We start from the raw sequence: 19,684 nt of genomic DNA, 5'->3' as shown, positions 1-19,684 counted from the left end.
AGCGGCCGGGATGTTCGTATTTCACGTTGCCAGATGCTCGAAGAGGATGGCCACCGCTTCGGCGCCGGGATCGACGTGACCTTCAAGCTGCCTGGCGTTGACATAGGCGGCGCGGCCGGCTTTTGCGCGGGTGAGGGTCGCGGTGAAGTCCGCGCCTTTCCGGGCCGCCGCGGCGGCGGCGGAAAGGCTCTCGCCGAGCGCTTCGAGCGCGGGCGCGAGCGCATCGACCATGGTGCGGTCGCCGATGCGCGCGCCGCCGATTTCCTGCATGCGGGCAAGGCCGGCAAGCAGCGCCTCGCGCATCGGCAGGCCGCTCGATGCGCCGTCGCCGGCGGCGGCGAAGAAGATCGCGAGCAACACGCCGGAAGAACCGCCCATCGTCTGGCTCAGCTCCTGGCCGATGGCGCGCAGGAGCTGCGTGTGGTCGGAGAGCGGCAGGCGGTCGAGGGCGCTGATCAGCGCGCGGGCGGCGCCCGCCAGCGTCGAGCCGGTATCGCCGTCGCCGGATTTGGCGTCGAGCGCATTGAGGCCCGGTTCGGCGGCGATCAGGACCTTGCAGCAATTGACGATGAAGGCGCGCGTCATCTCGTGGTTCGACGGCATCGGCGTGATCGGCGTCAGGCCGTCCGGCAACGCCGCGACCGCGATCGGCCGGACCTCCGAGACGCCGGGCCAGGCGGCAATCGGCACGGGGGTTTTGAGAAGCGCCAGCTCACCCGCCTCGGCGGGGAAGACGGAGACCGAAAAGCCCTGCATGTCGAGCGAGGTCATCAGCGGCGCGGGCCCGATGGCATGGGTGATCCTGCCGCCGATCGCAGAGCCGAGGAGGTCGTGGGCGAGAACCGACATCTCCAGGACCGACGCACCGCCGAGATTGTTGATCAACGCGACATGCGGCCCCTCGCCCATGACGGCGGAAAGCCGCTCCGCCATGGTGGCGACCGCCGCCCGCGCGCCGGCGAAATCCACCTGCTCGACGCCTGCCTCGCCATGGATCCCGAGGCCAAGCTCGGCCTTGCCTTCGGGAATGCGGTCTTCCTTCGGCGAACCCGGCACGCGGCAGGTATCGAGCGACATGCCGATGGAACGGGTGCCGGCGATGACGCGCCTGGCGGCGGCCGTCACCGTATCGAGGTCGGCACCCTCTTCGGCGAGCGCGCCGGCGATCTTGTGCACGAAGAGCGTGCCGGCCACGCCGCGGGCCTGCGGCAGGTCGGGCAGCGCGATGTCGTCGCCGACGATCACCATCGAGACATTGAGGCCGAAGGCGCGCGCCCGCTCGGCGGCAAGCCCGAAGTTGAGCCGGTCGCCGGTGTAGTTCTTGACGATGAGGAGGCATCCGGCCGGGCCCGTCACCGCCAGGATGCCGGCGAGCACGGCGTCGACGCTGGGCGAGGCGAAGACGTCGCCGCAGACGGCGGCGGTCAGCATGCCCCTGCCGACGAAACCGACATGGGCCGGCTCATGGCCAGAACCGCCGCCGGAGACGATCGCCACCTTCGACCTGTCCCAGTCGCTGCGCAGAACGACGCGGATATGCGGATAGCCGTCGAGCCGCGTCAACGCGCCGCCCGAAAGGGCCAGGACCCCGTCGATCGCCTCGGTGACGACATCTTCGCGCGTGTTGATGAATTGCGCCATGGTTGCTGTTCTCCCTAAACTAAACGCAGGCCCGCGGCATCGAAAAAGAGCGGCCGCGACGGTTGGATCCGGATGGTCTCACCGCCCCGGAGCGGCGTGTGGGCGTCGGTGACGGTGATGAGGTCGTGCCGCTTGAACGTGAGGTGCAGGCGCGTCTGGTCGCCGAGATGTTCGACGCGCTTGACCAGCGCCTCCTCGCCCTCGCCTTGCGAAATATGCTCCGGGCGAAGGCCGATGCTCTTCGCCCCCGCCGGCGCGCCGGCGAAGAGATCGGCCGGCAGCACGTTGATGCGCGGCTGGCCGAGGCGGGTCGCGGCATAGATGCTGACGGGCTCTTCGTAAACCTCGCGCGGCGAGCCGAACTGCACCAGCCTGCCTTCGTTCAGCACGCCGACATGGGTCGCCATGGTCATCGCCTCGATCTGGTCGTGGGTGACGTAGAGCAGCGTCGCGCCGGATTTCGCCTGGATGCGCTTCAGTTCGATGCGCAGGTCCGCGCGGAGCTTCGCATCGAGCGAGCTCAGCGGCTCGTCCATCAGGAATATCCTGGGATCGCGCACCAATGCGCGGCCGATGGAGACGCGCTGCATCTCGCCGCCCGAAAGCGCCGTCGCCTTGTTCTCCAGCTTGTGGGCGATCTGCAGGACCTCGGCAACCTCCTGGACCTTCCGCTCGATCGCCGCCTTCGGCGTCTTCAGGAGAGGCGATTTCAGGGGGAACTCCAGGTTCTGGCGAACGGTGAGGTGCGGATAGAGCGAATATTGCTGGAACACCATGGCGACATTGCGCTCGGCGGGCTGAAGGCCCTTCATCGGCCGGCCGTCGATGTAGACCTCTCCGCTGTCGGGAACGTCGAGGCCGGAGACCATGCGCAGCGTCGTCGTCTTGCCCGCGCCCGTCGGGCCGAGCAGGACGACGAAGGAGCCGTCCGGCACCGTCAGCGAGACATTGTCGAGGGCGACCGTCGCGCCGAACCGTTTCGTCACGTTTTCAAGCACGACCTCAGCCATGGGCGAGCACTCCTTCATTGCCCTCGGAAATGAGGACCTTGCCGCTTTCCGCATCGAAGAGCGAGAGGGTGCGCGCGTCGAAATCGAGGCCGACCAGCTCCTCCTCTCGCACCGCCTGCCCCGAGGAGATACGGGCCTTGACGTCGCCGTGCTCCGTCGAAAGGGTAACGATCTGCGTCGTGCCGAGATATTCGACGGCGCTCACGCGGCCGCGATAGGGGGCGTCGTCGCGGAACGCCACATGCTCGGGGCGAACGCCGAGCGTCAGGCGGCCGGCGCGGCCTTCCCGCGCGGCGGGTACGTGGACCTTGACCCCGCCGAGCTCGACGCTGTCGCCGCCGATGCCGATCATGCCCTCGAAGTCGAGAAAGTTCATCGAGGGCGAGCCGATGAACTGGGCGACGAACTTCGTCGCCGGCCAGTCGTAGATCTGCTGCGGCTTGCCGAACTGCTCGACGACGCCATGGTTCATGACGACGATCTTGTCGCCCATCTGCATGGCCTCGAGCTGGTCGTGCGTGACATAGACGGTGGTGGCGCCCATGCGGTCATGCAGCGCGCGCAACTCCTCGGCCATGTGCTCGCGGAACTCCGCGTCGAGCGCGCCGAGCGGCTCGTCCATGAAGAAGGCTTTCGGCCGGCGCACGATGGCGCGCCCAAGCGCCACGCGCTGGCGGTCGCCGCCGGAAAGGCCCCCGACAGGCTTGTCGAGAAGATGCTCGATCCTGAGGATGCGGGCGACGTCCGCGACGCGGGCGCTCACCGCCTCGCGCTTCATGCCCTGGCTGACGAGCGGATAGGAGATGTTCTTGCGCACGTTCATATGCGGATAGAGCGCGAACATCTGGAAGACGAAGGCGATATCGCGCTGGCTCGCCGGCTTCATGCCGACCTCCTCACCGTCGATGAAGATCTCGCCGGAGGTCGGCAGTTCGAGGCCGGCCATCATGCGCAGCGTCGTCGTCTTGCCGCAGCCGGAAGGGCCGAGCAGCATGAAGAACTCGCCGTCCTCGATGGTGAAGGTGGAGGAGCGGACGGCGGTGAAGGCGCCGAACTCCTTGCGTACGTTCTGGATCCTGATTTGCGCCATCGGCCTACTCCGGAAAATGGCTGACGATGATGAACATCACCGTGCCGAGGAGGGTTACGACGAAGGACCAGGAATAGAGCGCGAGCGCGAAGGGCTGCATGAGCATGACGACGCCCGCCGCGATCAGCACCGAGGCCAGCATTTCCCAGGCCTTGCGCCGGAAATGCAGGAGGCCGTTGAAAAATCGTGTCATTTGCGGACTGCTCCGAAGGTGATGCCGCGCAGGAGATGCTTGCGCAGAAGGATGGTGAACACCATGACCGGCACGAGGAAGATCGTCGCACCGGCGGCGACGGCGGGCCAGTCCTGGCCGCTGACGCCGATGATGGTGGGAATGAAGGGCGGGGCCGTCTGGGCGTTGCCGGATGTCAGCAGCACCGCAAAGGCATATTCGTTCCACGCGAAGATCAGGCAGAAGATCGCGGTGGAGGCGATGCCCGTCGCCGCCTGGGGCAGCACGACCTTGTAGAAGGCCTGGAAGCGGGTATAGCCGTCGATCAGCGCCGCCTCCTCGTATTCGACGGGAATCTCGTCGATGAAGCCCTTGAGCAGCCACACGGAGAGCGACAGGTTCACCGCCGTGTAGAGCAGGATCATGCCGGCATGGGTGTCGCTGAGCCCGAGCGAGCGGAACATCAGGAAGATCGGGATGGCGACGGCGATCGGCGGCATCATGCGCGTCGAAAGGATGAAGAAGAGAAGATCGTCCTTCAGCGGCACCTTGAAGCGCGAGAAGGCGTAGGCCGCCACCGTCCCGAGCACGATGCACAGCACCGTCGAGCCGAAGCCGATGATCACCGAATTGGTGAAGCGCTCGGCAAAGCGCGAGGGTCCGGAAATGACGAGCCCGTCCTTGCGCACCAGCTTGTCGTACCAGGTCGTGGGCTCGCCGAGCGCCTGCAACTGCTCCTGCGAAAGCCGGGTGCGCGTGGTGAAGACGTTGACGTAGCCCTCGACCGTCGGCGTGAAGAAGGTTTTCGGCGGATAGGCGATGGCGTCGGAGGGCGTCTTGAAGCCCGTGGCGATGATCCAGATGAGCGGCAGGATGGTGATCAGCGCGTAGCCGACGACCAGGATGCCCGCGACCCATTTCTGCCGCAGCGACGGTTCGGTGACGGAATAGCTGCTCATCGTTGTTTCACCTTGTTGAGCGCCTTGACGTAGATCGAGGCGAGGCCGAAGACCGTGACGAAGAGGATGACGGCATAGGCAGAGGCATAGCCGGTACGCCACTTCTCGAAGGCCTCGCGCTTGAGGTTGATCGAGGTAAGCTCGGTGATCGAGCCGGGGCCGCCGCCGGTGAGCTGCACGACGAGGTCGAACATCTTGAAGTTCTCGATGCCGCGGAAGAGCACGGCGAGCATCAGGAAGGGCAGGACGAGCGGGATGGTGATCGTCCAGAACTGCCGCCACCTGCTGGCGCGGTCGCATTCGGCCGCCTCGTAGATGCTCGGCGGAATGGAGCGCAGGCCCGCAAGGCAGATCAGCATGACGAAGGGCGTCCACATCCAGGTGTCGACGATGACGATGGCCCAAGGGGCGAGCGCCACGTCGCCGATCATCGAGAAGCTGGACGGGTCCGCGCCGGTCAGGAAGCCGACCGCATAGTTGAAGAGGCCGATCTGCGGCTGGTAGAGGAAGGTCCAGAAGTTGCCCACCACCGCCGGGCTCAGCATCATCGGCAGCACGATGATCGTGGTCCACAGGTCGTTGCCGCGGAACTTCTTGTTGATCAGATAGGCAAGCGCGAAACCGATCAGGACCTGAAGCACGATGGTCCAGATCAGGAAGTGCGCCGTCGCCTGCATGGTCAGCCAGATATCCCGGTCGGACAGGATATTCAGGTAGTTCTTGAGGCCGACGAACTCGACCGCGGCATTGGGCCGGTTGACCCGGAAATTGGTGAAGCTCAGCCGGATCGTCCAGATGAGCGGGAAGATATTGACCGCCAGCAGCAGCACGATCGACGGCGCGACGAAGAGCCAGGCGAGCGTGCGGTCGGACAGGCCGCGCATACGTCCGGCGATGGCATGCGGCGTCGCCTCGGCGACCCGGTCCACGGATGATTTCAGCATTGATAGTCCCCTATAGCAGCATGGGCGGCGGCAGAGCCGGGGCAGCTCCCCGGCTCCGGCCGCGCCGTGGCCCGCTGGGAGGCGCGGGCCCGGCCGATGGCGTCAGTACTTGCCTTCGTCGTCGAAGACCTGCGTCCAGTCCTTGACGAGCCCGTCGAGCGCGTCCTCGGCCGTGCCCTGGCCCGCGACGACATAGTCGTGGAAGCGCTTCTGCGCGGCCTGCAGCAGCGAGGCGTAGCTCGGCTCGGCCCAGAAGTCCTGTACGATGGCCATGGAATCGAGGAACGTCTGCGCATAGGGCTGGCTGGTCGCAAAGCCCGGATCCTCGACCACCTTCAGGAGTGCCGAATAGCCGCCCATCTGCCACCATTTCTGCTGGATTTCCGGCTGCGCGAACCACTTGATGTAGGCGAGCGCGTCCTCCTGCTTCTCCGACGAGGAGACGACCGAAATGCCCTGCCCACCGAGCTGCGCATAGGCAGCACCCTCCGGGCCGGCCGGGTTCGGGAAGTAACCCGACTTGTCGCCGCCGACATTGGCGTCGGCGTTGATGCCCGGCCAGGTGAACGCGAAGTTCATGTGCAGCGCGACCTGGCCCGACTTGTAGGCATCGATGTCCTCGGACATGTAGGCGTCGGAATGGCCGGGCGGCGTGCAGCAATCGTAGAGCTCCTTGTAGAACTCCAGGCCCTTCACCGCTTCCGCCGAATTGACATAGCCTTCAAGCTCATAGGGCTTGTCGGGGTTCTCGTACTTGAAGCCGAAGCTGTAGAGCACGTCCATGACGCCCATGGTGATGCCCTCGGACCCGCGCTCCGTGTAGATGGCCGCGCCATAGACCGTCTTGCCGTCGATCTCGCGCTTCTGGAAGAACTGCGCGATGTCCTTCAACTCGCCGAACGTCTTCGGCACGGTCAGCTCGCGGCCGTATTTCTCCTTGAATTCGGCCTGCAGTTCGGGGCGGGAGAACCAGTCCTTGCGGTAGCTCCAGCCGACGACGTCGCCGAAGGCGGGCATCGCCCAGTAGTTCGGCGAATTCTTCGGCCATTCGGCATAGCCGACGACCGTCGCCGGAATGAAATCGCTCATCTTGATCCCTTCCTTGTCGAAGAAATCGTTGAGCTTGACGTACTGGCCGTTCTCCGCCGCGCCGCCGATCCACTGGCTGTCGCCGATCATCAGGTCGCAGAGCTTGCCGCCGGAATTCAGCTCGTTGAGCATGCGGTCGGCGAAATTCGGCCACGGCACGAATTCGAATTTCATCTTGATGCCGCTCTTGGCCTCGAAATCCTTGCTGAGCTCGACAAGCGCATTAGCCGGATCCCAGGCGGCCCAGCAGAGCGTCAGCTCCTTGGCGCTCGCCTGCCCCGTGCCCGCGGCGCCAGCCGCCAGAAGCGCACCGAAAGCGGCGAAAAATCTTGCGTGACGAAATTTCATGGTGGGGACCTCCTCCCTCGCCTTCCGACCCCATCGGAAGGCTGACAACGCCCTTTGCGGGCCAATGGCGCGGAACAACTTCCCGGCGGGCCTGTCTCCTCCGCACCGCCTCGTGGCGCGCATTCCTCCTGCCGGCCACGCATGGAGTCATATTGAGGTGCGCACCTCAATGCAAGCAAATTTTGAGGTGCGCACACCAATTCTTGCTTTTCACCTGCTTTTGCTGGAGAAATCCGATCTGGATCCTGCGTCGTTGAAGAGAGAGTGGAATGCGGCCTACCGCAAAAGACCTGGCAGAAGCCGCCGGCGTAAGCCTTGCCACCGTTGATCGCGTTCTCAACGAGCGGCCGAACGTCAGCCCGAAGGCGGTCAGGAAAGTGGCCGAGGCCATCGAGCGCATCGGCTTCGTGCGCAATCCCGCCGCCGTGGCGCTGGCACGCAACAAGACCTACAGCTTCCGCTTCGTCCTGCCGACCTCAGGCGACCAGTATCTGGCCGAGCTCATCGCCCGCGCGGGAGAGGCCAAGGAAATCCTGCGCGCCGATTCCACGGATGTCGAGATCGCCCAGATCCCGATGAACGATCCCCATCACGTCGCCAAGTATCTCTCCGCCATCGGCGCCGATACGTTGGACGGCGTTGCGGTCATGGCGCCGGAATCGCCCCAGGTGCGCGACGCGCTGCTGCGGCTCGTCGAGCGCGACGTCAAGGTCGTGCAGTTCCTCTCCGGCCAGGAGCGGCTGGAGCGCGCCGACTACGTCGGCATCGACAACTTCGCCGCGGGCGCCACCGCAGGCAAGATCGCCGGCCGCTTCATCGGAAACCGGCCGGGCAAGATCATGGTCGTCGCCGAAACCATGATGGCGCTCGACAGCATCCAGCGCCGCCTCGGCTTCGACAGCATCATCAACGCGCAGTTTCCGCATCTTCACCCCCTGCCGTCGCTCGAAACCTATGCGGACGCAAACCGTGCCGACCTCATCATCCGGCGCACCTTGCAGCACAATCCCGATACCGTCGCGGTCTATGTGCTGAGCTCGGAGGCGCGCGTGCCGCTGTCCGCCGTCTGGAGCGCGCAGGGCTCCCGCCCCCTCACCGTCGTCGCACACGAGCGCACCCCCTTCAGCGAGCAGGCCCTCATGGATGAGCGCATTGACGCCGTGATCGCCCAGGATCCCGGCCACGCCGTGCGCAGCGCGCTACGCATCATGCGCGCCCGCGCCGATCACCGCGAGCTTCTGGCATCGCAGGAACGGATACGCATCGAAGTCTTGCTGAAGGAGAATCTTTGAGGGAGTACCGCCCGCCCGGGAGGCCTCCGGATCAGCGCCCTTGAATAGATTCAAATAGCCGAGCGTCAGGTTCTCCCGCCTATCCGGAAACTCGCTTCGAAGCCGTCGTCATGCCCCGGCCGCGGAGAGGTGAGCTCGATCCTGCCGCCCGTGCCCGCGGCGATCGCCTTGGCGATGGCAAGGCCGAGGCCGGTGCCGCTGGCCTGCGTGCGGCCGCGCTCATACGGCTCGGAGAGACGGGCGAGGAGATCGGGTGGAACGGCCGGCCCGGCATTGGCGACGCGTAGCGCGCCGTCGGCCGACAGAGCCACGCGAACCGGCGCCTGGCGGGCGCCGTGCTTCAGCGCATTCTCGATCAGGTTGCGCGCCAGGATGGCGAAGGCGTCGGCATCGATGTCCGAGGATACCGGCGCCTCGGGGAGCTGAAGGTCGATCCGCCCGGCACCGTCGGCGCTTTCCGTCATTTCGCCGACGAGCATGCGCAGGATGGCCGCGATATCGGTCGGCTCGGCCGCCTGCAGCCGTCCGCCCTCGGCCCTTGCGAGCTGCATCAGCTTTTCCGACAGCCTGAACAGCCGGCGCAACGCCGTCTCGATGTCGCGTGCCCGGTTGCGCGCGGCTTCATCCGGCGTTTCGATGATCAATCTTTGCGTCTGGGCGAGCGCGGCGGCTACCGGCGTGCGCAACTCGTGCGCGGCATTGGCGGTGAAGCTGCGTTCCGCTTCCAGTGTGCGTCCGAGACGCTCCATCAGACGATTTACCGCCTGCGCGTTCGGCTGGACTTCGGACGGCAGGTCCGCCGTGGAAATCGGGGTCAGGTCGCCGGCGCCTCGCGCCTCGGTTTGCGCCCGAAAACGCCGGAGCGGCGCCATCGACAGGCGCACCACGCCCCAGACGCCGACCAGCCCAATGGGAGCGATCAGGCCGAGCGGCAGCGCCAGGCCGAGCAGCGCGTCCCGTGCCACCGCGCGGCGGCGCGCGAGCGGCTCGGCGACCGAAATGGTGATCGTGCCCTGAAGGGCGGCATCGGAATAGATGCGGTGTGTGCGGGTATTCGCAAAACCCATGCCGGTGAACGGCGGAAAGACGGAGAGGTCCGCCTTGTGGGAGCGCAGCAGCACCCGGCCTTCACCGTCCCGCACGACATAGGTGAAGTATTCGTCGTGCTCGCGCATCGTCGCGACGCTCTGGCTGGCATCATCGTCGCTGTCGCGGCCGACGATATCACGGACGGCGAGCGGCAGCAGGCGCTGCCCGGTTTCTTCGAGCGCGCTGTCGAAGACCTCGTTCATCTCATGGCGCAGCTTTTGCGCGGTGACCGCTGCGGCAAATGCCCAGAGCAAGGTGATGCCAAGCCCCATCCAGAGCGAAATGCGCCATTGCAGGCTTCGCGGTCCGATCATCGCCCGCTTCCCAGCCGATAGCCGATACCGCGCACCGTCTCGACGACGGCGTGCCCCAGCTTCTTGCGCAAACGGCTGACATGGACCTCGATGGTGTTGCTCTCGACCTGCGCGCCGAAGGCATAAAGGCGCTCCTCCAGTTGCCCCTTCGACAGCACCTGGCCGGGATGCTGGACGAAAGCCTCGAACAGCGCCCATTCGCGTCCCGTCAGATCGACCGGCCGGCCGTCGCGCAGGACGGTTCTCGCCGCCAGATCGATTTCGAGATTGCCTATGGCGACCAGCGGGTTCGGGTTGCCGCTGTAGCGGCGCGCTACGGCGCTCAGCCGCGCCGACAGTTCGGAAAGATCGAAAGGCTTGGTCATGTAGTCGTCGGCTCCGGCATTCAGCCCGGCGATCCGGTCGGAAATCTGGTCCAGCGCCGTCAGGATGACGACCGGCGTCACGCTACCCCTGCGGCGCAGCGCGCGCAGGAAGGCGATGCCCCGCCCATCGGGAAGCATGAGATCGAGAAGGACGAGATCGTAAACGGCGCTGTCGAGGTGATCGCCGGCCGCGTCGAGCCGCGTCACCCAGTCGACCGAATGGTTGTCGGCGGCGATGTGGTCGCGGATCGCCGCGCCGAGGATCGTATCGTCTTCGATCAGAAGGATTCTCATGAACACATCGTCCTGTCTGTTCTGAACCCTTGCCGGCAAACCTGTCAGCCGGCTGACGGACAAGGCGTGACGGCTTCAGCTATTCGTCAGGAACGAGTGCCACCTTTCCTGCACATGAACGATGATGCAGGACAAACGACATGATGAAGCACATTGCCATAGCCTCCCTCTTCCTGGCCTTGATCGGCTGGGGTCCGGCGATGGCCGACGACGACGATTGCCATGTCCCCATGAGCCTGTGGCAGCCGCGCGAGGCGGTGCAGAAGATGGCGGAAGGACGCGGCTGGCAGGTGAGCCGGATCAAGATCGACGACGGCTGCTACGAGATCAGGGGCGTCGATGAAACAGGACGGCGATTCAAGGCCAGGATCGATCCGGCGACGCTCTCGGTCGTCAAGATGAAACGCAAGGACAGGCATGACGACGACCACACGCGCGCCAGGCAGCGACCGAGCGGATCGGACCTGACCGGCGCCTCCGGCATCCTGCCCTCGAACAGGCTGTTCGAGGCGGGCTCACGGCCGAAGACCGTCGTGAAATAACCGGCCGCGCGGCGCCATTTCACCCCAGATGCAGGAAAGCAGACGATGTCCGGCAATTCCCTTCGTTATTCGACAGGCATGATCCTCATTCACTGGCTGACCGCCTTGTTCGTGCTCGGTGCCTGGCTGACCGCCAGGGGCGGCCGCGAGATGGTGCAGGACCCGCCCTTGTTGCACTTCACCCTGGGGCTGGCGGTGCTGGCGCTCGTCGTGCCGCGACTGATTCTGCGGCTGGCCGAAGGCGCTCCCGCCGGCGATGGGCAGAACGGCTGGCTTGCGACCGGCGCAAAGGCCGGCCACGGCCTGCTCTATCTGCTGCTGATCGGGTTGCCGATCACCGGCTGGTACGCGGCATCGCGCATGGGCGTGCCGATATCGTTCCTCGGCGTGGAGCTTCCGGCAATCGCGGCGAAGGTCGAGGGCCGCCCCGGCCTCATCGCCGAGCTGCACGAGAATGCCGGAACGTTCATCCTCATTCTTGCCGGCCTGCATGCCCTGATGGCGTTGTGGCATCAGTTCGTTCGGCGTGACGGGACGATGCGGCGCATGAGCCTGCGCTAGGCGACACGACCCTTTTTCTTCTCCGGCCCCGCCCCCGCCCCACATCGCAGCGATGTGGGGCGGGGGCGGGGCCGAGCTTTTCCGCGGCTTGCCGTCCTGACGGCAAGCTGAAGCATGAACCCGCACAATGTCAGGAAACGCTCAGCCGCACGCTTCAGGTTGCCTTTAGCGGATCGGTGCGGCGTCTATCGACCGGCCTGATCCGCTCAAACCGGTCCGAACATTTTCGTTCGCGACCCGCGATTGAACAGGCGGAGCCACTATGAAATCCATTATCTCAGCCCTTGCCCTGAGCACGGCGCTGACATTCCCGGGCCTTGCCATGGCCCGGCCCGTCACGCTCACCACGACACTGAGCAATTACGGCGGCGACGGCGCCTATCTCGCGCTCTACGTCACCGACGCGCAGGGCGCCTATGTCGGCAGCCTTTGGATGGCTGGCGGCAAATCGAAATACTACGAGCATCTGACAGGATGGTATCGGGCGACCGGCGGCAACGTGGCCGAGATCAACGGCATTACGGGGGCCAGCGTCGGCGCGGGACGGACGCTGGAAATCACACTCAACCTCGCCGATGCGCTGTTTGACGCCGGCTATACGCTGCATATCGACGCTGCCGTCGAAGACATGCGCGACAGTCCCGGCGAGGTCGCGGTTCCCTTGACGGCGAGCGGCGCGGGGACCCGGGCGCCCGGACGGCGCTACATCGCCGCCTTTTCCTATTCGATGTAGCCGGAGGGCGTCATGATCCGCGCGCTTCACCGCTGGCCGGGCCTCCTGGCTGCGCTTCTCCTGCTGGTGCTCAGCCTGAGCGGCGCAGCCCTCTCGGTGTTCCCCGCCGCCGAGCGCCTGTCCTCGCCGCAGACCCCGACCGCGCTTTCGATCGCCGATCTGGCGGAGCGAATCCAGGCCGTCCATCCCCAGGTCGAGCAGATCCGGCGGGCACCGTCGGGCCGGATCACCGCCTATTGGGTCGAGGGCGGCAGGCCGCAGGCGGCGGTCATCGATCCTGTCACCGGACAGGGCATCGCTTCGGCCGACCCGAACCGGTTGGAACGGTGGCTGACCAACCTGCATCGTTCGCTCTTCCTGGGCGACGGCGGCCGCATCGCGGCGGCGGCGGGAGCGTCGGCCATGGTGCTGCTCGCCCTGTCCGGCACCGTTCTTGTCGCGCGCAGGGCCGGCGGCTGGCGGCGCTGGTTCATGCCGCTCCGCGGACCGCTTTGGGGGCGGCTACATGTCGAAATCGCCCGCGTGGCTGTCGCCGGTCTGCTGCTGTCTTCCGCAACCGGCCTATGGATGACCGCTTCGACCTTCGACCTGTTCCCCGACGGGCCGGCAATATCGACGATGCAGGCCAACCCGAGCGGCCGTGTCGGCCTATCGCTTGCGGCAATGGATTTCCTGAGGGAAACGCCGGCTGCCGAACTGCGCAGCCTGTCGCTTCCAGCGCCCGATGACGCGGCAGACGTCTTCACGGTCAAGACCGATCGCGGCACCGGAACGCTCGATCAGGGCACCGGCGCGCTGCTGGCCTGGAACGACCTGACCGGCTGGCAAGGCGTCTCCGAAACCATCTACATGCTTCACACCGGACAAGGCGCCGCCTGGATCGGGCTCGTCCTCGGGCTGACGGCGCTTGGCGTGCCCGCAATGGCTGTGACGGGCTTCATCCTCTGGCTTTCAGGGTGGCGCGCAAGGCCGCGCATTCGCGGCAACGTCACCGCCGGTCATGCCGAGACGATCATCCTCGTCGGCAGCGAGGGCGGTAGCACCTGGGGTTTTGCCGCAACGCTGCGTGCCGCACTGACGAATGCGGGCCAGACCGTTCATGTCGCGGCGATATCATCCTTCGATCCCGCGCGTTACGCAAAGGCGCAACGCATCCTGATCCTCGCCGCCACCTATGGCGACGGCGATGCGCCGGCCTCGGCGAAGGGGTTCATCGACCGGTTGCGCTCGCTTCCTGCTCCGCCCGCGATCCCCCTCGCCGTTCTCGGTTTTGGCGACCGCAGCTTTCCCGCCTATTGCGCCTTCGCGCGGGCAATTGCCGAGACGGCGGAAGCCAAGGGCTGGCGCATGCTGGTGCCGTTCGACAGCATCGACCGCCAGTCGGCGCAGGATTTCGCCCGCTGGGGCCGGCTGCTCGGCGCGGCGATGGACATCGACCTGGAACTCGTCCACCAGCCGGTTCCGCCTGCCGTCCTTTCCCTGACGCTCGTTTCACGCCGCAATTACGGAGCGGAGGTGCAGGCGCCGACGGCCATCCTGCGCTTCGCCTTGCCGAAGGTTTCGCTGTGGCGGGCGCTCGCAGGCGGCGGCTTCGGGCGTTTTTCGGCGGGAGATCTGCTCGGCGTCCTGCCCGCAGGTTCGGCCGTACCGAGATTTTATTCGCTGGCCTCGGGACGGTGCGACGGCTTCATCGAGATCGTCGTGAGGAAACACCCTGCCGGTCTATGCTCGGGGCAGCTCCTCGAACTGGAGGTCGGCGACACCATAAACGGCTTTCTGCACAGCAATGCCGGCTTTCACGCCGGCCGCGGGCGCGCGCCGCTGATCCTTATCGGCGCCGGAACGGGGATCGGGCCGCTGGCCGGCTTCGTGCGCGCCAACGCGCGGCATCGTCCGATCCACCTGTTTTTCGGGATGCGTCACCCTGATAGCGACTTTCTCTATACCGAAGAGCTGGCTGCCTGGCAGCGGGAAGGCCGCCTCCTGCAACTCGCGACGGCCTTTTCGCGCGGCCGGATGCCTCGCTACGTGCAGGATGCCTTACGCGAGGAGGCCGCCGAAATCGCAAGGCTGGTCCGAAAGGGGGCGAAAATCATGGTTTGCGGCGGACGCGGCATGGCAGCCGGGGTCTCCGACGCGCTCGCCGACGTTCTGGCACCCATCGGCCTGTCGCCCGACCTGCTCAAAGCGGAAGGACGCTATGTCGAAGATGTCTATTGATCCCGGGCGATACGCGCTGAGCGGACCCACGATGGGCACGCGCTGGTCGGCATTGTTCTACAGGCCGGCCCCCTTCGACCCCGAACCGGTTCGCTGCGCGCTCCAGGCCGCGGTGGACGAAGTGGATGCGCAGATGTCCACCTGGAAGCCGGACAGCGATCTGATGCGCCTCAATGCTGCTCCGGCCGGCGAATGGGTGACTGTGCCGGAACGGCTGATGGAGGTGTTGCGCCTGTCGCTCGCCATCGGCCGCGCTTCCGGCGGCGCCTTCGACATCGGCGTCGGCGATGCGGTGAATGCCTGGGGTTTTGGCCCGGCAGCGGCCGACCGGAATCTCGTCCAGAAGGCGTTTGCGGCTCCGCGCCGGCCTGTCCATGAGGTACTTGAGCTGGAATTCGAATGTCGCAGGATCAGAAAGGATAGCCCGGTCACCCTCGATCTCAACGGGATAGCCAAGGGCCACGGTGTGGATCGGCTGGCCGAAACGCTACGCAACTTCGGCATCGCTTCCGGACTGGTCGGTATCGACGGCGAGATGCGGGCGCTCGGCCTGCGCCCGGACGGCGAACCCTGGACCATCGCGGTTGAGAAACCGGACCGTGAGCGCCGGGCGCCATATTCGATCCTTGCCTTGCAGGATGCCGCGGTGGCCACCTCGGGCGACTATCGGCACTGGGTCGACGTCGGAAACCGTCGTCTTTCGCACACGATGGACCCGCGTCGCGGCGCGCCCCTCCTCTCGCCTCCCGCCTCCGTCACCGTCGTTGCGCGCACCTGCGCCGAAGCCGACGCATGGGCGACCGCGCTGATGGTTCTCGGTCCGGAATCCGGCGGCAAGCTCGCGCGCCGTCTGCACCTCGATGCGCTGTTTCTCCTGCGCGAGGAAGGAACCGTGCGGCCGCAGCCGGTGGGGTACCTATTTGGTGGAGGCCCCTCGAACGGCGACGGAGGAGACAACAGTTTCCGCAGCAAGCTTTGCGAAAGCGCGTATCCCGGTGCGCCTTCCTCGGAGATATGACCGCAGAGGTCGAGACCATGGGCGGCATTGGCGGACGTGCCAACGTCGAACAGAGTGGAGAACTGACTTTTGCAATCGATGGGGGCAGACTCGTGAATCGATATCTCGGAACAGAATTTTCTAGAAATAGGAGAGCAGAGCCGAACACCCGGCCAGGAGCAAGACAACTGTCCAAGGCGGCGCTTTCCAGACTGTAAGCAGCAGAAACCCTGCCAGTGCCAGGGCAAATTCCACCGAGAAGAAGACGGAGCTGATCCAGAGCGGGTCATAGAGCGCCGCACCCAAATGCCGACGACCGCGGCGTTTGCTCCGCGAATGCCGGCCTGCGCAAAGGGTTGCGCTTTGAGGATGCCCAAGAACGGAAGTGCACCATAAACTATGAGCATTCCCGGAAGGAATATGCCGCGAGCGCGATGAAGGCGCTAGGAAGGCCATGGATGGTCCGATGATCGATGATGCGCCGAAAGCGAAGGCCAAGAGGATCGGAGCAGAGGGCAAGGTGAAAGCGAGCCATGCATCTAGGCTCAGGACTTTTTAAATCAAAGCCAGAAGATGACTGTTGCGGCGATACATATGCTTGAGAAGAAGGTATGCGCGCATCGGTCGTATCGGGTTGCGATACGGCGCCAGTCCTTGAGCTTGGCGAAGAGGTTCTCCACCTTGTGGCGCTGGCGATAGAGCACCTTGTCGTAGGAGTATTGTATCTTGCGGCTTCGGCTGGAGGGAATGCAAGGTTCGATACCTCTTGCCTGTAGGGCGTCTCGGAACGGCGTGCTGTCATAGCCCCGGTCGGCAATGAGCGTCTTGGCTGGCGGCAAGGCATCCAGCACAAGGCGCGCGCCCCTATGGTCACTCATCTGCCCCTCGCTGAGCAGCATGATGATCGGGCGGCCTTCACCGTCGCAGACAGTGTATAGTTTTGAGTTCAGTCCGCCTTTGGTTCGCCCGATACGGCGGGGAACATCCCCTTTTTGAGCAGGCTTGCGGCTGTCCGGTGCGCTTTGAGGTGTGTGGCGTCGATCATGATGCGTTCGGGCTTCGGGCCGTCACCGGACAGGGCCACGAAGATGCGGTCGAATACACCCAGGCGGCTCCAACGGATGAAGCGGTTATAGAGCGTCTTGTGTGGCCCATAGTCCTTTGGCGCGTCTTTCCATTGCAGGCCGTGCTTGATGACATAGACGATCCCGCTGATCACACGGCGATCGTCGACGCGCGGAACGCCATGTGCCAAAGGAAAATACGGCGAGATCCGAGCCATCTGGTCTTCACTCAGTAGAAACAAATCACTCATCACGGCCTCCTATCGGATACCGTGAATCACACCTCAGGCCAAATTAATAGGTCCTGAGCCTAGCTGTCATTTTTGCATCGCAGCCAGCCTGATCGTCTCGACCTCCTCCCGACTGAGCGCATCACAAAGGAAGCCGTGAGCGCCTTCATCGATGAGGGCAAGCAGCGTCTCAAGCTCCGCCCGATCTCCAACCAAGTTCTGTCACTTGCGGTTGTCGCAAGGGGTTTCGATAAGGACGGCGATTGGTCCTGGCTCTACCATGCGGCGCGGTCGCTCTATGAGCAATCCAACCCGCACCAGTTGAAGCCGCCCATTCCGATCACCGCTGCCGAGCTGTTCGAGTGGAGCCTTTCTCTCCTGAACCGGCTGGAAGACAGCCCCGTTTCAGATCCGGTGGTCCACGCCATGCGATTTCGCCAGGCGCTGATGGTCGGCCTGCTGATCGCCCGGCCTGTCAGGGTCCGTGCCCTTATGGCTATGACCGTCAGCAAGCATGTCGAAGTTTCGGAGCATGGCATAACGCTGTGCTTCGCGGCAGAAGACATGAAGGACAAAAAGGCACGGCGCATGCCGTTCCCCGAACCGCTCGTTCCCTTCATGCTGCGCTATCTCGACATTCACCGCCCGGCCCTCCTGCGCCGCAAGAATTCCGATGCTTTGTGGATCGGCCAGCGCGGCAATCCCATGTCTATCGACAGTTTCACCTCGGGGCTTGCCCTGTTGACAGAACGCGTCTTTGGACTCACCCTTCGTCCTCATGCCTTCCGCCATATCGCAGCGACGTCGATTGCCACCTATGCTCCTGAACACGTCGGCATCATCCGCGACATCCTCGGCCACTCCACCCTCCAGACGGCGGAACGGCATTACAATCGCGCAACCGCCGTCGAAGCGAGCCGTAGGCTGCAGGAGGTTTTACGCAACCTTCGCAGCGAGAGCCGCAAGAGGGCAAAGACAGAACGCCGCAAACGGCGAACCGACAAGAGGGAATAGGAATCGACCATGCGCGCCGCCATCTATGCCCGCTATTCCTCCGAACTACAGCGCGAGGCTTCCATCGAGGATCAGCATCGCATCTGCCGCCGCCTCATCGACGAGCGTGGCTGGAGCGAAGCAAAGCTCCATGCAGATCAGGGCCTCAGCGGCAGCTCGCACCTGCGCCCCGCCTATCAGGCGATGATGATGGATGCCCGCGCCGGGAAGTTCGATGTCCTCGTCGCCGAAGGCCTCGACCGCCTCTCCCGCGACCAGGAACACATCGCCGCCCTCCACAAACAGCTGCGCTATCTCGGCATTCCCATCGTCACCGTGGCCGAGGGCGAGATCTCCGAGCTGCATATCGGCCTGAAGGGCACGATGTCGGCCCTCTTCCTCAAGGATCTCGCCCAGAAGACGCATCGCGGCCTCGAGGGTCGTGTCCGCGACGGCAAGGCCGTCGGCGGCATCTCCTATGGATACAAGATCGTTCGCCAACCTTTGGCGGACGGCACTTTCACAACCGGCGAGCGCGCTATCGACGACCACGAGGCCGCTGTCATCCGTCGCATTTTCCGCGACTATGCAAGCGGGATCAGCCCACGCGCCATCGCCGCCCGCCTGAACAAAGACCGTGTTCCCGGCCCTGCGCGCGCATCTTGGGGTGCCTCCACCATCTACGGCAACTGGCGACGCGGGACCGGCATCCTCAACAATGAACTCTACATTGGCCGGATGATCTGGAACCGGCAGCATTTCGTGAAGGACCCGGAGACCGGCAAGCGGCAGGCCCGCCCCAATCCGGAGACGGAATGGGTGATCCAGGAGGTGCCGGAGCTTCGCATCCTCGAACAGGCGCTCTGGGATGCCGTCAAGCAACGCCAAGGCGTCACGCGCCGCGTCATGGAAACGGAAGACCGGGCGTTTCGCCCCGAGCGCGCACGCCGCACCCGCTATCTTCTCTCCGGCCTTCTCGCCTGCGGCTGTTGTGGCGGCGCATACACGCTCGTCGGCGGCCAGCATTACGGCTGCGCCAGCGCCCGCAACAAGGGTACCTGCGACAATCGCCGCATGATCCATCGCAACCGCCTGGAAGACCGCGTTCTGGGCGGCCTGCGCGACAAGCTCCTCCATCCGGACCTCATCGCCGCCTTCGTCGAGGAATACCAGCGGGAATACAACAAGGCCATGCAGGCCGATCTCGCTATCCGCACGGCACGCGAGACAGAATTGGCGAAGGTCGAGCAATCCATTACCCAGATTGTCGATGCGATTGCCGACGGCATGTATCACCCGTCGATGAAGGAGAAGATGACGGCTCTGGAGGCCCGCAAGATTGCGATCCGGGACGAACTGAGCGAGCTCGGTGAAGAGGAACCGCTCCGGCTTCACCCGGGTCTGAGCGACATCTACCGCCGCAAGGTCGCGGCATTGACGGAAGCATTGAACAAGGACGAGATTGCCCGCAACGAGGCGGTCGAGGTTCTGCGCGGCCTGGTCAGCTCGATCCGGTTGACGCCCGATAGTGAGGGCGATCTTCATATCGAACTCGTGGGTGAACTTGGCGCGATCATGCTGCTTGGGGAGGCAGACGACAAAAAGCCCCGTCGGAGTTCCAACGGGGCTTCTTATATAACACTGGTTGCGGGGGCAGGATTTGAACCTGCGGCCTTCAGGTTATGAGCCTGACGAGCTACCGGGCTGCTCCACCCCGCGTTATGGGTGGTTTTGTGA

17 protein-coding genes, 1 tRNA gene and 2 pseudogenes are annotated in these 19,684 nt (G+C 64.8%); 8 read left to right on the top strand and 12 right to left on the bottom strand.

The annotated features are described in order from the left end of the window. Window positions 1–21: 21 nt before the first annotated feature. The 7 genes from HNQ66_RS14885 to HNQ66_RS14855 all read right to left on the bottom strand — a co-directional run bounded on the left by HNQ66_RS14885 (window position 22) and on the right by HNQ66_RS14855 (window position 7,253). Window positions 22–1,641, bottom strand: a complete 1,620-nt coding sequence (locus tag HNQ66_RS14885; protein WP_184144952.1) for a dihydroxyacetone kinase subunit DhaK — start codon at window positions 1,639–1,641, stop codon at window positions 22–24. A 14-nt stretch (window positions 1,642–1,655) separates the two neighbouring features. Further along, window positions 1,656–2,651, bottom strand: coding sequence for an ABC transporter ATP-binding protein (locus tag HNQ66_RS14880; RefSeq protein WP_184144951.1), 996 nt, complete (start codon window positions 2,649–2,651; stop codon window positions 1,656–1,658). Next, complete coding sequence (locus HNQ66_RS14875; RefSeq protein ID WP_184144950.1) at window positions 2,644–3,741, bottom strand: ABC transporter ATP-binding protein; 1,098 nt, start codon at window positions 3,739–3,741, stop codon at window positions 2,644–2,646. Before HNQ66_RS14875 ends, HNQ66_RS14880 begins: the two co-directional genes overlap by 8 nt. A 4-nt stretch (window positions 3,742–3,745) precedes the next feature. Beyond that, window positions 3,746–3,934 (bottom strand): hypothetical protein, encoded by a 189-nt coding sequence (locus HNQ66_RS14870; protein WP_184144949.1) that lies wholly within the window; start codon window positions 3,932–3,934, stop codon window positions 3,746–3,748. Next, the gene (locus HNQ66_RS14865; protein WP_184144948.1) at window positions 3,931–4,872 is read right to left on the bottom strand and encodes a carbohydrate ABC transporter permease; all 942 of its coding nucleotides are present in this window, start codon (window positions 4,870–4,872) and stop codon (window positions 3,931–3,933) included. The genes HNQ66_RS14870 and HNQ66_RS14865 overlap by 4 nt, the downstream gene beginning before the upstream one ends. Next, entirely contained in the window at window positions 4,869–5,816 is a 948-nt protein-coding gene (locus HNQ66_RS14860; RefSeq protein ID WP_184144947.1) for a carbohydrate ABC transporter permease, read from the bottom strand. Before HNQ66_RS14860 ends, HNQ66_RS14865 begins: the two co-directional genes overlap by 4 nt. A 102-nt stretch (window positions 5,817–5,918) precedes the next feature. Next, the gene (locus tag HNQ66_RS14855; RefSeq protein ID WP_184144946.1) at window positions 5,919–7,253 is read right to left on the bottom strand and encodes an ABC transporter substrate-binding protein; all 1,335 of its coding nucleotides are present in this window, start codon (window positions 7,251–7,253) and stop codon (window positions 5,919–5,921) included. A gap of 269 nt (window positions 7,254–7,522) precedes the next feature. Between HNQ66_RS14855 and HNQ66_RS14850 the strand changes: the two genes are divergently transcribed. Further along, entirely contained in the window at window positions 7,523–8,545 is a 1,023-nt protein-coding gene (locus HNQ66_RS14850; protein WP_184144945.1) for a LacI family DNA-binding transcriptional regulator, read from the top strand. 65 nt (window positions 8,546–8,610) lie between these two features. On the opposite strand, the gene HNQ66_RS14845 is transcribed toward HNQ66_RS14850, so the two are convergent. Next, the gene (locus tag HNQ66_RS14845) at window positions 8,611–9,948 is read right to left on the bottom strand and encodes a sensor histidine kinase (protein ID WP_184144944.1); all 1,338 of its coding nucleotides are present in this window, start codon (window positions 9,946–9,948) and stop codon (window positions 8,611–8,613) included. Next, complete coding sequence (locus HNQ66_RS14840) at window positions 9,945–10,607, bottom strand: response regulator transcription factor (protein WP_184144943.1); 663 nt, start codon at window positions 10,605–10,607, stop codon at window positions 9,945–9,947. The genes HNQ66_RS14845 and HNQ66_RS14840 overlap by 4 nt, the downstream gene beginning before the upstream one ends. 140 nt (window positions 10,608–10,747) lie before the next feature. Between HNQ66_RS14840 and HNQ66_RS14835 the strand changes: the two genes are divergently transcribed. The 5 genes and pseudogenes from HNQ66_RS14835 to HNQ66_RS14815 all read left to right on the top strand — a co-directional run. Continuing rightward, window positions 10,748–11,149: a PepSY domain-containing protein gene (locus HNQ66_RS14835; protein ID WP_184144942.1), complete on the top strand. Its 402-nt coding sequence runs from the start codon at window positions 10,748–10,750 to the stop codon at window positions 11,147–11,149. Between the two features lie 45 nt (window positions 11,150–11,194). Then, window positions 11,195–11,710, top strand: a complete 516-nt coding sequence (locus tag HNQ66_RS14830; protein ID WP_184144941.1) for a cytochrome b — start codon at window positions 11,195–11,197, stop codon at window positions 11,708–11,710. A 262-nt stretch (window positions 11,711–11,972) separates the two neighbouring features. Beyond that, entirely contained in the window at window positions 11,973–12,443 is a 471-nt protein-coding gene (locus tag HNQ66_RS14825) for a DUF2271 domain-containing protein (RefSeq protein ID WP_184144940.1), read from the top strand. A 12-nt stretch (window positions 12,444–12,455) separates the two neighbouring features. Next, window positions 12,456–14,663, top strand: coding sequence for a PepSY domain-containing protein (locus tag HNQ66_RS14820; RefSeq protein WP_184144939.1), 2,208 nt, complete (start codon window positions 12,456–12,458; stop codon window positions 14,661–14,663). Further along, a pseudogene (locus tag HNQ66_RS14815) lies at window positions 14,644–15,597 on the top strand (FAD:protein FMN transferase); the annotation flags it as partial. The gene HNQ66_RS14820 and the pseudogene HNQ66_RS14815, both read left to right, overlap by 20 nt. A 204-nt stretch (window positions 15,598–15,801) precedes the next feature. Here the strand turns inward: HNQ66_RS14815 and HNQ66_RS23605 are convergent. Further along, window positions 15,802–16,082, bottom strand: a pseudogene (locus HNQ66_RS23605) (chromate transporter); the annotation flags it as partial. Window positions 16,083–16,220: 138 nt separating this feature from the next. After that, window positions 16,221–16,975 (bottom strand): IS5 family transposase gene (locus HNQ66_RS14810; protein WP_184144937.1). Its coding sequence is split into 2 segments (ribosomal slippage): window positions 16,221–16,642 and window positions 16,642–16,975, totalling 756 coding nucleotides; the frame shifts between segments, so codons are not numbered across the junction. A 135-nt stretch (window positions 16,976–17,110) separates the two neighbouring features. Between HNQ66_RS14810 and HNQ66_RS14805 the strand changes: the two genes are divergently transcribed. Together HNQ66_RS14805 and HNQ66_RS14800 are read left to right on the top strand one after the other, a co-directional pair. Beyond that, entirely contained in the window at window positions 17,111–17,968 is an 858-nt protein-coding gene (locus tag HNQ66_RS14805; protein ID WP_184144936.1) for a tyrosine-type recombinase/integrase, read from the top strand. 9 nt (window positions 17,969–17,977) lie between these two features. Continuing rightward, entirely contained in the window at window positions 17,978–19,633 is a 1,656-nt protein-coding gene (locus HNQ66_RS14800) for a recombinase family protein (protein WP_184145088.1), read from the top strand. Here HNQ66_RS14800 and HNQ66_RS14795 read toward each other — a convergent pair. After that, a tRNA-Met gene (locus tag HNQ66_RS14795) sits at window positions 19,590–19,666 on the bottom strand. The two genes, HNQ66_RS14800 and HNQ66_RS14795, sit on opposite strands and share 44 nt — an antisense overlap. Window positions 19,667–19,684: the final 18 nt, after the last annotated feature.

Source organism: Shinella fusca (assembly GCF_014203155.1).
Taxonomy (GTDB): Bacteria; Pseudomonadota; Alphaproteobacteria; order Rhizobiales; family Rhizobiaceae; genus Shinella; species Shinella fusca.
Note: the sequence above shows the minus strand (reverse complement) of the source record. Positions and strands in the feature narration are given on the sequence as shown.